This is a genomic window from Rhizobium laguerreae (assembly GCF_019778565.1).
GTDB lineage: Bacteria > Pseudomonadota > Alphaproteobacteria > Rhizobiales > Rhizobiaceae > Rhizobium > Rhizobium laguerreae.
In genome coordinates this window covers 1-12,716 of the sequence record NZ_JAAXQT010000015.1, presented here as the reverse complement: position 1 = coordinate 12,716, position 12,716 = coordinate 1, and the positions used below count along the sequence as shown (strand labels likewise).

Genomic DNA, 12,716 nt, shown 5'->3' with positions numbered 1-12,716 from the left:
GATGACGACTTATTCTGCCAAGAATTGGATCAATGGCGCGTTCGTTTCGTCGGCGAGTGCGGCGCTCAGCGACGGCGACCCGCAGCGCTTCAGCTTGGTCGGCCGCCATGATGCCAGCCGCGACATAGTCGTCGAGCGTAAAGACGGCGACGGCGGGCTTTCGGATCGCGAAGGCTGGAACGGCGACCAACGGCGGCAGCTGCCCCTCGAACCGCTCTCCTGTTTCCGGCAACTCCGCTGAGACGCGCGGGCTGCCGGGATGAACCTCCGCGCCGACGTGGTGCGCGACGAGGCTAACGATGCGTTCGCCATCGGCCGGTGACAGCCGTTCACCCGTGTCGGAGAGTCCCTCGGAGAGGCGGTCGATCCAGAGCCGCCCATCGGGGTTGAGCATCACCTCGACGATCGTGGGATCTTCCAGAAATTGGGCGATCCCCGGCCCGAGGGCCGTGCGCAGCATGCGCGCGCCGTGAAGGATTGCCTCCGATTCTGGTAAGTGGCCGCCACGTCGGGATCGGGGATGAGTGGAAGAAATCAGTGCATTACAACAACCGAAATGTGGTCGTCGTACTGCGTACAAAGACAGGGAAACGGCGTGACCAGATTATTCTCAACTGAACTCGAGTTGCACCGCTTGTGCCGGTTCCGACTTCCACGGAAACCGGAAATCGACTTTTGCGTCCGTTCTGTCGGAATGCTGTAAGTCATCCGGCGGTTTGCTCGGAGAATGCGTTCAAGCCCGCAATGCCAAACCGCGGCGACTTTGGTCTTAGGTCTTCGTGGGTGACCTGCATCGGTCAGTCTGCCGCTCCTACCTCCAGACCAGTCCAGTATGCCGCAAACGTCCAAAGATCGGCCATCTCGTCGAGCACCTTCCCGATCGGCTTGCCCGCGCCGTGTCCGGCGCGGATCGAAAAGCCGAGCAGACCAGCACAGTCTTCGCGCTTCAGGTCGAGACCCAGCAATACGACAAAGGTGCCAGCAACGGCGACCACTTTCAGACCATCTCTCGATTGTGTTTTGCGCATAGCCGCTCCCCGAGCCTTGCGACCATCAATGCAAGCGATGGTAGAGTGTATTTGTGGAAAGGAGAAGACAGAACTCACTCTGCGAAAAATCGACAAGACTGCTACGTCTGGAATCGGGTGGCAGCGCGGCGGCCCCGGTCTGCAAAGGAAACTATTCTTGCGGCCGCTGAAAGTGCCATTACGGTAAGGGCAGTCTGATCGGCAGTCAGTCGTTGCCCCAATTTTCGCGGCCAAGTAACACCCGACTTCGGCTTATTTGTTCGTAGAGTTCACATTGAACAAATATCGAGTGGAGCTTCAGAAGCATGTGTCACATCAAGCCTCTTGCTGGGCCTGATAGACGGTCCGAACACTGGCGCGAAAGCCCAGGCTGCGGGCGAGAGAACTGTCGACGAGCAGGTACCAAGGGTTCGAAAGAGGCTCAGCGCTCGAGTCCATCCGTGCACCGAGCATGTCTGAAATCTCATAGATGGACGCTGGCGCCTCGTCCGCAACGTTTACGACGCGCCGATCGAATGAGCCGTTCAGCGCCAGCTTCATCGCTGTGGCGATGTCACGATGGGGGATCGTGCTCATGCGTTGCGCCGGATGCTAGGAGCCGACATACTTGGGAAGAGATTCAAGATGTCCGTCGCCGTCGCCATACACGAATGGGAACCGGACCGAGAAATTCTGGTTCACCACGTCGTACTCGTCGATGCCCCAATGCGTTTCGCCGTGGTCGAACGCCAGGATCGTCTCGCCGACCGGCAGCCGCTGAAGCGGTGGCACGCCGACCTCTATCAGGAAGTGTCCACCAGGTTCGAGATGCGCGGCTGCGTTCCGGAAGCAGGCGAGCTGAGCGTCCTGCGATGTCAGGTTGTTTATCGTATTGAAAACCAGGTAGACGAGTGAGAACCGTCTCGCGACATCCGTCGTTACCATATCGCCGATCGCTACCGAGATCTCCGCGCCTCCTTCTTTAGCGCGAAGGCGAGACACCATCGGCCTCGAAAGCTCGATGCCCTCCACCTGCACCCCTTTCCGCGCGAGAGGAAGTGCGATACGTCCGGTTCCGATCGCGAATTCCAAGGCGCGCCCGCCTCCTGCGAGCTCGGCCAGGAGATCAACGGCCGGCTCGATCACCTCTGGCGCAGAGATGCCTTTGTCATCATCGTAGGTCGCAGCGATCTTCTCGTCGAAAAGCCGGTCATCATGCATTCTGTCTGCCTCTCTGGTAACGCTTGTTTCAAGACCGACGGCGCTATCGCGTTGACCGCGGCTTCGTGGACATCGCATTAATTCGTGAGCCGTCGCGAAAGGGATCAGCGAGGGCTTCCACCCATCCGCTCGGGGCATGGGATTCCCCGCAGGCAAGCGCATCCATGGCGGCGGCCGGTGATCTGTTTCGTCGCTCGCTGGCTGCGACGGTGCCAGTCCAAGCGAACTCGCGAATATCGCGACGCGCAATACCTATGTCCGCCAGATCACGATCCGATAGTCGGTGCAGTGCGTGTTCGGTCTCGCTCCGTTGCCACCAGCCCACAGCGACGGAGGCTCCGAACCTCAAAGCTGGTAGCTTCGTCAGAAGGCCGCGGGCAAGGCGCTCCGGGATTTCCGCTATTTGGAATTCCAGTGTCATGACCTTCGTCCAAGTTGTGCTGAGTTAATGCCAACCTAGTGAATTGCCGTCAGACGTGTTATCGGCAGTCTGACAAATTATGTCTCTGAGCCGCCATGATTGCCCGCGACAACCTGATCAACGTTCATTTGCCGGAAGACGGGTTCGGAGATTATCCGCATACCGCTGTCGCTCAGGGCGGAGCGGAGCCCGCCGGGCGGACCTACGCTTTTCATACGCACCACCGGGCGCGACATGTTTGTGCCTGACCATCATATCGATACGCTGAAGGTGAAGAGCAGGAATTTTCACTAAGAAATCCAGCTGGATTTCTGTCCCAAATAAGGCCGTCGGCGGTTCGATTCCACTCAAGACCTGGTGTAATCGGGCAGTTGCTCATCTGCGTTAGAGCCTTTTTAAGAGGAATACTCTTCTCCATCAACGAGATGACGGCAGGCGCAAAGGGTCAGGGCCATGACGGTGAGGGTGGTGCCGGCAACTCCACTGCCGGGGAAGGCGCTGGCGTCGGTGACGATGAGGTTAGGCGCGTCCCAAACTTGTTGTAGCGATTGAGCACTGATGGATATCTCCGGAGTCTCTCCCATCCGCGCGCCGCCCGTCTCGTGGATGGCAGCGCCGATGCACATGGTCTTGCGGAACCATGTCCGAAACATGAAGCGGGTGGAGCCTGGGTCAGCTCTCAGTGCAATTCACCAATGAGGTCGCCTCCCTCAATGGAAATAGCCTCTACGGCAATGAGCACATTGCCCGGCCCGCAGGCAGGATCCGGTTCCGTAACTGCACGGGCTAACTGTCATTCACCGATGAACCCAACTTGCAGCGCTCAGCCCAATCTGCTGAATTCCACTGATAAGGGATTGCCCAGCGATTGCGGGGCCGGATCGCGGTCGTCCCGCCCGTGCTACCGGGCGCCATTTGCATTGCTAGAAGGCAAGACGCCTGTAAACGCTTCAGTCCTTCGATAGTTGCTATAGCGGCTGAGCTTCCCGCTTGAAGAAATAATGAAAGACGAAATGCGCTGGTGAAACGACCGCAACTAATTCCCACCCGGCGTCACCAAGTTCGTTCATCTGCTGGTTATCGAGTGTCTTGTCGACTGTCAGGTATTCCCATTTCATGATGGACCTCGTTTATTGCTGTGACCGATTGCCTGGGACAGGAAAGTGCTTTTCAGGGCACCGCGGTCTGTGCTGTGTGGCTCTTCCAATAGGTGTCAATGATGTTGCGACAGTTCCGAATGACATGTTCGCCAACCTCCGGGTTTCCTCCCCGCAGCGTATCCGGATTGCCTCCGCAAAGGCGCACGAATGTTGCCCTGCTGAACCGCGAACATGAAGTAGCCTTCACTGGTCGGTTCAAATTCCAAACCAGCGTCTTGAACGTTCCTCGTGACTTCGGCTGTCGCATCGGAGATGGCGCGCGACACCTTCTCAAGCATCGTCTGTTCGGCCGCTTGCTGGATGGCTAGGAAGGAGCGCTCCTGCGGTGTGGGAATGGGGCAACTGTCGGTGTTCATTACATTCTCCTTGGGAGGCTGAGATTCTGATCGCATTAAGGCGGTCACAGGCTTTGGCCATGGGTCGGTCGTTGCTAAACGCGACTAGCCTTTGCATCGTAATGCAGCCGTGGTAGGCGCCAGAGTCATTCCAGGATGGCAGTGACACGGATCTCAATTCGCATCGCAGGGAGCCCAAGGGCTTCCACACCGGTCTGCGTCCAGATCGGAGCTCGATCGGGCATGTACTCACGGAAAAGACCGGCAATCGTTTCGTTCACGATCGGTGGAAAGCCTCCGACGTGATAAGAGTTGACATGGACGACATCCTTCCAGTCCGCGCCAGCCGTGGCCAAGGTTCGCCGGACATTCTCAAATGCTCTCTCGATCTCGGTCACGATTGACTCCGGAATTTCGAGTTCATCGTTCCATCCGCCCTGGCCGGAGATCTCGATGCGATCACCAATCTTGAGCGCTTGTGAAAAGTGCAAAAGCTCATGGAATTTCTGCCCGAACCCAGGCGTGACGAAAAGTTCAGGCTTTGCCATTGTGGTCTCCTATTGTGAGGAAGGTATAAGCATGGAGATGGCGCCCACCGAAATGGTGTGTTGCCGGTTAGTCCGGGCGATCGAAAAGGTGGGCACCATCGCTCCATCAGAATCTTGCACGAGCAAGTCAGGCGATTGCACCGCCGTCTGCGGTGAGAATAGCGCCCGTGATGACACTCGCGGCCGGGCTTGCGAGAAATACCACAGCGTTGGCAATCTCCCGCGGTTCGCCGTAGCGTCCCAAGGAAGTCAAGCTTTTCTGCAAGTCTGCAGCCGGGCCGTCCGCTGGGTTGCTTTCAGTATCGGTTGCTCCGGGTTGCACGAGATTGACGGTGATACCACTTGGACCAAGTTCACGCGAAAGACCGCGTGTGAAGGATGTGAGTGCTGCCTTGGACATTGCATAGGGTGTTATGCCGGGAAACGGTACCCGCTCGCCCAGAGCCGAGCCGATTGTGACGATGCGGCCGCCTTTGCCGAGATGCGGGATGACGGCTTTCGCGAACAGGACCGGAGCTCGTACATTGACATCCATCAAGGTCTGATACGCTGAGACATCCAAGTCGACGATCATGCCGTTGTGGCCAATCGCGGCGCTGTTCACAAGGATGTCCAGCCCGCCCAAAGCGGAGACGGCCTCGCTTACTGAGCTAGCAATTGCCTCGGGGTCGGCGCTGTCTGCTTGGATTGCAGCCACGCGACGCCCCATCTTTTCGATCGCTTCCGTTACCTTCGAGGCCTTTTCGGCGGAGCGTTGGTAGGTGAACGCGACATCCGCGCCGTTTTCTGCCAGCGCCAATGCGATCGCAGCACCAATGCCTCGCGACCCGCCAGTTACCAGTGCGCGTTTGCCTTCAAGATTGATCATGTATCTGTTCCTTTCCACCAGGATAGGTTGATGTGTTTCAAGTTATTTGCGAAGGACACCGTCGGATCCAACCGAACAAGCGAACACTATTTCGCGGGGATTGCTGGCATCCTGTAGGTGCCAGACGTGCAAAACTCCGTTGCTTGAACAGGAACACTTGGAATAGGTCGTAAAACCCGTACCTGTCTTCCCCGTGAAGCTTCGCGATTGTCCGCTTTTCAGTGGCCACTTGAGCCAAGCCCGACGACGACAGTCGTATCGAGCTTAGACATGTCTGATCAGGAAGCTCCGAATGAACTGAGCGATCTCGTCTGCATGTGTTTCCAAGGCAAAATGGCCGGTATCGAGCAGATGGACCTCCGCGGTGGGGAGGTCACGCTTATAGGCCTCGGCACCCGCGGGTACGAATGCTGGATCATGTCTGCCCCAGACCGCCAGGAACGGTGGTTGGTGATCCCGAAAATACGCCTGAAACTCCGGATACCGGTCGATGTTTGTTCTGTAGTCGAGGATTAGATCCAGTTGAATGTCTTCAGCACCCGGCCGCGACATGAACGCGATATCAAGTTGATAACCATCGGGTGAAAGACGCTCCTTTGATGTCCCGGTGCGGTATTGCCAGTTCTCGATCACCTCAGGAGACAGAGATGCCCGACATGCCTCTCTGTTTTGAGCGGAGGGGTCACGCCAATATGCCTCCCACGCCGTCCATTCATCACTGAACCCTTCGATATAGGCGTTGCCATTCTGGCTGATGATGGCGGAGATTCGGTCCGGATTGGCCGTCGCCATCCTGAACCCGATCGGTGCACCATAGTCGAAAACGTAAAGTGCATAGCGGCTGAGGCCGAGTGCCTCTGTGAAGCCCGTCATGACAGCGGCGAGTTTATCGAATGTGTAAGGGAATTCTCCACGTGCAGGTGAACTCGTTCGACCGAACCCGGGAAGGTCTGGTGCGATGACGCGGTATCGATCTGCCAACAGCGGGATCAGATCACGGAACATGTGGCTGGATGACGGAAAACCGTGGAGCAGAAGAAGGACTGGTGCTTCCTTTGAACCGGCCTCTCTGTAGAAAACCTCGACGTCTTGTACCTTTTGCGTTTTGTAGCTTACGGCCATTTTAGAACTCCTTCTCAAAGGATTCGACAAACCAACAGTCACGAGTGAAGGTAAAATACGACCGAACGGTCGGTTGTCAACCCCTTAGATTTCCTGTATCAAATGCGGAGAACCCTGGCTCGGAGAAGACGTATGAAAGTCATGAGAGAAACGATCGTATCGACTGCGAGGGAGTTGTTTCGATCAAAAGGTTATGCAGGCGCGTCGATGAATGACCTCGCGGATGCCGTGGGCCTGAAGAAATCATCGCTGTACGTCCGCTTCCCCAATAAGGAAGCTCTCGTTCCGGCGGTACTTGATCTCACTTTGCAAGAGACATTCGGTCAAAGAGACTCAGCCTCCGGGCAATGGGATGATGAATTCGTCGAGGTCATCGAATTTATCGCGACCACTCTCACTGATCGCGGCAGATGCGTAGGTCTGCATCTAGCCTACGGCACAAGTGACGAGACCCCGATTGCGAAGCATGCCGTTCGAGCATTTTTTCAAGCGCATCGCGATCATCTGTCGAGCATCCTGTCCCGCGCCATGCCTGTCGATGTAGCTCGCGACATTGCGACTGACACGTTAGCCCGTTTGGAAGGTGCCACGGCTTTTGTTGCGATATTCGGCGAGAAGGATGCCATGAAACGAGCGGTTCGCCTTTCCATCGAAGAAGCTAAAAATGCAGCCGCTGCGAAGTCACTGTCTAGCCGATAACGCCTAAGCCGTGCCGGTTACCGTATCCGCTACCGCATTGAGAATACCCGTCCGTCCATCGGGAAGCTCATGGCAGCCCTGGAACTTTGACCCTACGCCAAGTACTAAGCTCAATCCCTTGAGGTGGAGGATAATAATGCCTGTTTGTGCTTACGTCGAAATGACCGATGGCTTGCAGCCGCATGGACCGGCGTGGGAGCAATTTGCCCAAGCTATTGGCAAGTGCAGGCCCGATATACTGTTAATGAATGAGATGCCTTTCGGTCAGTGGCTGGCTCGAAAGAATGATTTCGTAGTCGAGGACGCACAGCAAAGTGTTGAGATCCACGAAGCTGGAACCGCTGCTCTCGCTGCGCTGAACATTCCGGCCGTTATAACAAGCCGTCCAATGCTGCTCGCCGACCGCCTTGCCAATGAGGCGATCGTCATCGAGAACGGCGAAGTTCGCCCCCTGCATACGAAGACCTACCTTCCGCAGGAGCCTGGTTGGTCCGAGGTGTCCTGGTTCAGTCGAGGCGATGGGCGCTTCAACATCCAGATTATTTGCGGGCTAGGTGTAGGCGTCCTTTTGTGTACCGAACTCATGTTCAACGAACATGCCAGACAATACGGCCGATGCGGAGCCGATTTGATTGCCGTTCCTCGGGCGACCGGTTCTGCCCACGAAAGCTGGATAACTGCCGGCAAGATGGCCTCAATCGTCTCTGGGAGTTACGTCGTCAGTTCGAACAGGGTCGGGCATTCTACGGATGGTCCACGCTTCGGCGGAGGCGGCTTCGCCATCACCCCCGGGGGCGATCTGGCTGGGCGGACAGAAACCAGTTCTTCCATCATGCTAATGGACATTGATGCGCAGGTTTCTGCCCGACAGCGGCAGGAATATCCCTGTTACGTGGACGAACTGCGTGACCCTGGCGGCATCGGGGTCCCTGATATCGATATTTAATTGTCAAAAAACCAGTCACTGTAGTTCTCTGCAGGACTGCCACTACGTTGCACTGCCGTATTGCCGGTCCTCCCGCTCTTAGGAGGACCTTGATCCTGCCTGTTCCTGCCAAAGACGTCTTCGTGTCAGGCTTTTCCCGGCCGGTTGATCGCCAGGAAATGTCGAATAACAGGCCTGTCGGGACCCGAGTGGTAGGCAAGTACCTTGGCCTGGAGGTCGGCATCGGCCTGCGAAACCCGTTTGTGCTGGCGCAGGTGCTTCGCCCAGGAATCGACCATGAACCATTCGACCATCTTTTGCGGATCGGCAGAATCCTCGGTCACGCCCCAGCCATAGGCGCCATCGCTCCTGCGAGAGGTGTCGCATGCAGGATCAGGATTGTTTTTTCGGCGTTGTTTTGCCGAAAACTGACCAAAGTTTCGTTCAGTTCGCCTAGCGATTACTTGCTGCCCGAAACCTATTACATCAAGTTAGTGATCGTTGCCGCGAGGGCAGACCTGCATTCAGACAGTGATTTCGGACCCGTCTGGGTTCGCTTTGATGGAATACTCGCCACCGTTTCTGAAACTGCGGACCGTTGCGAAAGTATCTTCCATAAACTGCACATAAGACAGCTTGCCGTTCTCACCGCGCGCCAGAACCGAAAAGGGCGACGTCACCGTATTGCCCAAAACGTTTGATGTGTAGGTGAACGTGCCGAAGATCGCTGCTCCGTTCTTATTTTCGAAGCTGTCCTGAATTTCGAAGTTGTCTGTCGTCCAGTAACGGCCGACATCGATAAAAGTCTGAACCAGCCCTTCGGTACCTTCGTTGGTACCGGCCCAAGGCATGATCCGCTTCAGCTCCGCGTGCTCATAGTTCAGCGAAACATAAATGAAATCGTCCGTCGTGAATTGTTTTACGAAATCCAGGTCAGTCGGGTTCGACAGGATCGACTGCAATACCCCCAACGGTGACGTGGGGGATGCAGGCTCGGCTTTTGACAACTTCTTAGCGTGCGCATTGATAGACATCGTATATTCCTCCTTCTAAGTGACTTTGGGAATTGAGGTGTCAGCGTTGCGCCAAGCCCGGCTTGAGCGCGATGTGCTTGTGTTCGATGAAATCGTCCAGCGCGGCCAGACCGTTCAAGCGGCCAACGCCAGACTGCTTGAATCCGCCCTCCTCGGTACCGTCGTAGACCTTCGCCCAGTCATTGATCCACACCGAGCCCGCTTCGAGCGCCTGCGCGACGCGCAAGGATCGATCTACATCGCGTGTCCAGATGCTGGCCGACAGTCCGTACTCATTGTCGTTGGCAAGACGGATCGCTTCCGCCTCGTCAGAGAACCGCTGAATCGTCAGCACTGGGCCAAAAGTCTCCTCCTGTACGATAGCAAGACTGTTGTCGGAGACTTCCAGAAGGGCCGGGCGGAAGAAAGCGCCGTTTGCAAGGGGACCCACATTGATGGGTCCGCCCCGCTCGACGACCTTCGCGCCGGCTGCGATAGCGGCCTCGACCACACCATCGACCCGCGCAACGTTAGCGCGGTCGATCAGCGGGCCCATATCGCTGGAGGGGTCGGCGGCGGGGCCAACCTTGACGTTGCGCAATCTCTCCGCCAAGCCGTTGCGCACGGCCTCATATTTTCCATCCTGCACGAGCAAGCGGGACCCCGTCATGCAGAACTGACCGCTGAAGACAGTCAGCGCCTTTTCCAGTGCCGGCAAGGCGGCATCAAGGTCTGCATCGTCAAAAACGATCATCGGCGTCTTGCCGCCGAGCTCCATTCCGAAACGTTTGAGGTATCTCGCGCCGGCGCTGCTAATGGCTCGGCCGGTACGGGTAGATCCGGTGAAACTGACGACTGGAACCTCCGGCGAGTCCACGAGATAAGCGGAGCCCTCAGGACCGCTTTCGAAAAACAGATTGATCACGCCATTCGGAAGATCCTCTGCTTCCGCCATAATCTCGGCCATGACGCTTGCCGTCTGTGCGACTTGCGCCGGGAGTTTGATGACGGTGGTGCAACCAGCAGCGAGCGCTGGGGCGAGTGATCGGATCGTCAGAATAACCGGAGAGTTCCAAGGTGCAATGACCGCCGCGACTCCCATCGGTTGCCGAAGGATCACGGAGATGCTCCCGGGCTTTGGTGTCAATGCCCGTCCACCTTCGACCAGGGCAGTGGCTGCCGAGTAGCGGAGTTTGCTCGCAACCATGTCCAGCTCGAATGCAGCTTCAGCCTTTACCTTGCCGTTCTCCAACGACAGAATTTCGAGTAGTCTGTCGCGATTGCGTTCGAAGGCGCACGCTAGTTGGTCGAGCACACGAGCCCGTAATTCATGATCATGCGCCCACATTGTTTCGCGAAAGGCTTTAGAGGCTGCTGCCACCGCAAATTTCGCTGCCTCAAGGCCGTAGTCGGGGTAGTGGCCGATTACGTTATAAGTCGCTGGGTCTATTGACTGTTTCAACTGACCTTCTTGGCATTGAGATCCGCTGATCCAATTGAAGGCTTTGCGGCTCGGTATGTTGTCGAGGGGCATCGTCATATCTGTGGATCCTTCCACTTTCGAGTATCCGTCCGGACAGGACGAGGCTAGAGCCGGTTACGTGATTGCCACTGCACCATTACCTGTTCGATTTTGCCGACAATTGTCCTGACTGCGGGTTGGCTAACGTTGGTGGCAATTGGCACAACCATGAGCGTTGCGCCCAGTACTCGCAGCGGCATTGGCCAATCCTGCATGCAGTCGCCTACAATCCAAACAATCAGAAGGACGCTTGGGTAGACGGCGAGCCACACCATCGCAGTCGTTTTCAGGCGTTCGAATATTACCTGCCGCAATCCTGTCATTGCTTGCTTGATCCTTTACCCGGCGCGTTGAATGATCAACGACGGGGGACGCGTGCATGAGTGTGAGACATGATTACTTCCTCCCAATGCTTAGCTCGACGTTCTAGTAGCGGTCTGCGCGAACAGTTGCTGTGTAGATATTGGAGAATCGCGGCTGTTGACGGAATGGGGGTCTTCGTCGCATCATACCGGACATAATGTCTTCAATCGTCTCAATAGAATCCCTTAGCGGCCTCGTCGCGTTTTCAGTCGCCGTCGAAACCGGAAGTTTTGCGGCTGCGGGAAGGAAGCTTGGTCTGTCTGCATCGGCCGTGGGAAAAGCGGTGGAGCGACTTGAGGCGCGTCTAGGCCTGCGATTGCTGAACCGTACGACCAGATCGCTAGCCGTGACCGGGGAAGGCGACATTCTATATCGATACGTCGCCCGCATATTGAAAGAACTGCATGACGCTGAGCAAGAGCTTCACTTGGTTCAAAAGGCACCCCGAGGCCGCATTAAGGTGAGTGTGCCCACAGTCTTAGGTCGCAAGATCATCATGCCGGCGCTCCTCGATTTTCGCATCCGCTTTCCAGATGTGACGACCGAGATCAGCCTCGATGACGTCAAGGTTGATATTATCAATGGTGGGTATGACGTGGTGCTGCGGCTAGGTGAGCTGGACGATTCGACGTTACGCGCACGGAGGATCGGACCACACACATTCATAACGTGCGCCTCGCCGGAATATCTCGCACACCGCGGCACCCCGCAAACTCCGTCAGATCTCAATAATCACTGCTGTGTTTTTTATCGTTTTCCAACCACCGGTCGGCCGGAAGTTTGGGCGTTCAAAAATTCACTCCAACCAACGCCAATCAAGCCTTCTGTCGTTTTAAATGACGGCGAGGCACTTGCATCCGCCGCACTGGGTGGCTTGGGGATTATTCAGGCGCCGAGCTATCTCGTAAGCGAAGACATTGCGGCGGGACGGCTTCAAGCTGTCCTCGCAGATTACACGGACGAACGTGGCAGCGTTTCGCTCGTCTGGCCCCCTATGTCGGCACGAGCGCCCAAAGTTCGCGCCTTCATTGATTTCATGGCCGAGCGCGTTTCCCAAAAGCTTTATTGAGTCGGCACCTAAGATTTCTGTCCACTGCTATGGGACAGATTGCTGTTTGGGATCGGTCTCATGGGAAATGCTTTTTAATTCAAGCCACTTAACATCAGAAGCGCAGGAGCCGAAGGTCGTATCCGTTCAAGACCAGCGATGCGCATCGCGGCGCCAACGGGCAGAATGAGCGATTTCTGATAGAAGGCCGATTAACGTCGAGCCGGTTCCGTCCGCTGCGCGGCGCTCAAAGCGGGAAGCGGGCTTGGTCGCAATGGCCTTAGACTAGCCGAAGGTTTCCTGGACATGCATAAGGTCGGTGTATTCCCTTACGCTCGCAATCTTTCCATCGCGGATCTTGAACAGAATAAAGTATTCGTTCTCGTAGATCTTGCCGGACTTCGTGGTTGCCTGCGATCGCGCCTCAGCAGCGATGCTATCTCCTTCGCCGATCAGGTTGATGA

The 12,716-nt window shown here is 56.4% G+C and carries 13 protein-coding genes and 5 pseudogenes; 4 read left to right on the top strand and 14 right to left on the bottom strand.

What is annotated here, in order from left to right; genetic code table 11:
• Positions 1–61: 61 nt before the first annotated feature.
• The 5 genes and pseudogenes from HFO71_RS32655 to HFO71_RS32635 form a co-directional block, all read right to left on the bottom strand.
• Positions 62–460 (bottom strand): annotated as a pseudogene (locus HFO71_RS32655) (P-loop NTPase family protein); the annotation flags it as partial.
• A gap of 337 nt (positions 461–797) precedes the next feature.
• The gene (locus tag HFO71_RS32650; protein ID WP_221988892.1) at positions 798–1,028 is read right to left on the bottom strand and encodes a hypothetical protein; all 231 of its coding nucleotides are present in this window, start codon (positions 1,026–1,028) and stop codon (positions 798–800) included.
• Positions 1,029–1,343: 315 nt separating this feature from the next.
• The gene (locus HFO71_RS32645) at positions 1,344–1,604 is read right to left on the bottom strand and encodes a hypothetical protein (RefSeq protein WP_221988891.1); all 261 of its coding nucleotides are present in this window, start codon (positions 1,602–1,604) and stop codon (positions 1,344–1,346) included.
• Positions 1,605–1,691: 87 nt separating this feature from the next.
• Positions 1,692–2,228, bottom strand: a pseudogene (locus HFO71_RS32640) (class I SAM-dependent DNA methyltransferase); the annotation flags it as partial.
• 43 nt (positions 2,229–2,271) lie between these two features.
• A complete protein-coding gene (locus tag HFO71_RS32635; protein WP_221988889.1) occupies positions 2,272–2,649 on the bottom strand; it encodes a DUF1127 domain-containing protein in 378 nt (125 codons plus the stop codon).
• A 95-nt stretch (positions 2,650–2,744) separates the two neighbouring features.
• Between HFO71_RS32635 and HFO71_RS36360 the strand changes: the two are divergent.
• Positions 2,745–2,882: pseudogene (locus HFO71_RS36360) on the top strand (AraC family transcriptional regulator); the annotation flags it as partial.
• A 162-nt stretch (positions 2,883–3,044) separates the two neighbouring features.
• Here the strand turns inward: HFO71_RS36360 and HFO71_RS32630 are convergent.
• From HFO71_RS32630 to HFO71_RS32605, 6 genes and pseudogenes are all read right to left on the bottom strand, one after another.
• Positions 3,045–3,311, bottom strand: a pseudogene (locus tag HFO71_RS32630) (GMC oxidoreductase); the annotation flags it as partial.
• A gap of 306 nt (positions 3,312–3,617) precedes the next feature.
• Positions 3,618–3,767 carry a hypothetical protein gene (locus HFO71_RS32625; RefSeq protein ID WP_017957033.1) on the bottom strand — a complete coding sequence of 50 codons (150 nt, stop codon included), beginning with the start codon at positions 3,765–3,767 and terminating at the stop codon, positions 3,618–3,620.
• 95 nt (positions 3,768–3,862) lie between these two features.
• On the bottom strand, positions 3,863–4,165 hold the full coding sequence (locus HFO71_RS32620) for a hypothetical protein (protein WP_245007048.1): 303 nt from the start codon (positions 4,163–4,165) through the stop codon (positions 3,863–3,865).
• A gap of 125 nt (positions 4,166–4,290) precedes the next feature.
• On the bottom strand, positions 4,291–4,692 hold the full coding sequence (locus HFO71_RS32615) for a RidA family protein (RefSeq protein WP_017957031.1): 402 nt from the start codon (positions 4,690–4,692) through the stop codon (positions 4,291–4,293).
• Between the two features lie 127 nt (positions 4,693–4,819).
• Positions 4,820–5,560 (bottom strand): SDR family NAD(P)-dependent oxidoreductase, encoded by a 741-nt coding sequence (locus HFO71_RS32610; RefSeq protein WP_017957030.1) that lies wholly within the window; start codon positions 5,558–5,560, stop codon positions 4,820–4,822.
• Positions 5,561–5,824: 264 nt separating this feature from the next.
• Entirely contained in the window at positions 5,825–6,682 is an 858-nt protein-coding gene (locus tag HFO71_RS32605) for an alpha/beta fold hydrolase (RefSeq protein ID WP_221988887.1), read from the bottom strand.
• A 132-nt stretch (positions 6,683–6,814) separates the two neighbouring features.
• Here HFO71_RS32605 and HFO71_RS32600 point away from each other — a divergent pair, with 132 nt between their 5' ends.
• Together HFO71_RS32600 and HFO71_RS32595 are read left to right on the top strand one after the other, a co-directional pair.
• On the top strand, positions 6,815–7,381 hold the full coding sequence (locus HFO71_RS32600) for a TetR/AcrR family transcriptional regulator (protein WP_017957028.1): 567 nt from the start codon (positions 6,815–6,817) through the stop codon (positions 7,379–7,381).
• Positions 7,382–7,517: 136 nt separating this feature from the next.
• Positions 7,518–8,327, top strand: a complete 810-nt coding sequence (locus HFO71_RS32595) for a carbon-nitrogen hydrolase family protein (RefSeq protein ID WP_221988886.1) — start codon at positions 7,518–7,520, stop codon at positions 8,325–8,327.
• 125 nt (positions 8,328–8,452) lie between these two features.
• Here the strand turns inward: HFO71_RS32595 and HFO71_RS32590 are convergent.
• The 3 genes and pseudogenes from HFO71_RS32590 to HFO71_RS32580 form a co-directional block, all read right to left on the bottom strand.
• Positions 8,453–8,680: pseudogene (locus HFO71_RS32590) on the bottom strand (MFS transporter); the annotation flags it as partial.
• 150 nt (positions 8,681–8,830) lie between these two features.
• Entirely contained in the window at positions 8,831–9,340 is a 510-nt protein-coding gene (locus HFO71_RS32585; RefSeq protein ID WP_026158247.1) for a nuclear transport factor 2 family protein, read from the bottom strand.
• Between the two features lie 40 nt (positions 9,341–9,380).
• A complete protein-coding gene (locus HFO71_RS32580; RefSeq protein WP_131586794.1) occupies positions 9,381–10,859 on the bottom strand; it encodes an aldehyde dehydrogenase family protein in 1,479 nt (492 codons plus the stop codon).
• 502 nt (positions 10,860–11,361) lie between these two features.
• Between HFO71_RS32580 and HFO71_RS32575 the strand changes: the two genes are divergently transcribed.
• Entirely contained in the window at positions 11,362–12,273 is a 912-nt protein-coding gene (locus tag HFO71_RS32575) for a LysR family transcriptional regulator (RefSeq protein WP_113544320.1), read from the top strand.
• Positions 12,274–12,716: the final 443 nt, after the last annotated feature.